The 414-nt window shown below is 52.2% G+C and carries 1 protein-coding gene; it reads right to left on the bottom strand.

The window, feature by feature from the left end:
- Positions 1 to 414: magnesium transporter (locus tag HMPREF2987_RS10985; RefSeq protein ID WP_180364501.1), on the bottom strand; the 414-nt coding region annotated here is incomplete at both ends.

Below are 414 nucleotides of genomic sequence, written 5' to 3'. Positions count from 1 at the left end.
CCTCAACAAGTGCAAGCACGTCAGCAAGTACATCGGCTTCAACAAGCGCAAGCACGTCAGCAAGTACTTCAGCCTCAACGAGCGCAAGTACTTCAGCAAGTACATCAGCATCAACGAGCGCAAGTACTTCAGCAAGCACGTCCGCATCAACAAGCGCAAGTACGTCAGCAAGTACATCTGCATCAACGAGCGCAAGCACCTCAGCAAGTACGTCAGCTTCAACAAGTGCAAGTACGTCGGCTAGCACGTCTGCATCAACAAGCGCAAGTACGTCCGCAAGCACGTCAGCTTCAACAAGTGCAAGTACGTCGGCTAGCACGTCTGCATCAACAAGCGCAAGTACGTCAGCAAGCACGTCCGCATCAACAAGCGCAAGCACGTCAGCAAGTACATCAGCTTCAACAAGTGCAAGCA

The organism is Streptococcus sp. HMSC067H01 (genome assembly GCF_001814775.1).
Taxonomy (GTDB): domain Bacteria; phylum Bacillota; class Bacilli; order Lactobacillales; family Streptococcaceae; genus Streptococcus.
This window is presented reverse-complemented; position numbering and strand designations above follow the sequence as displayed.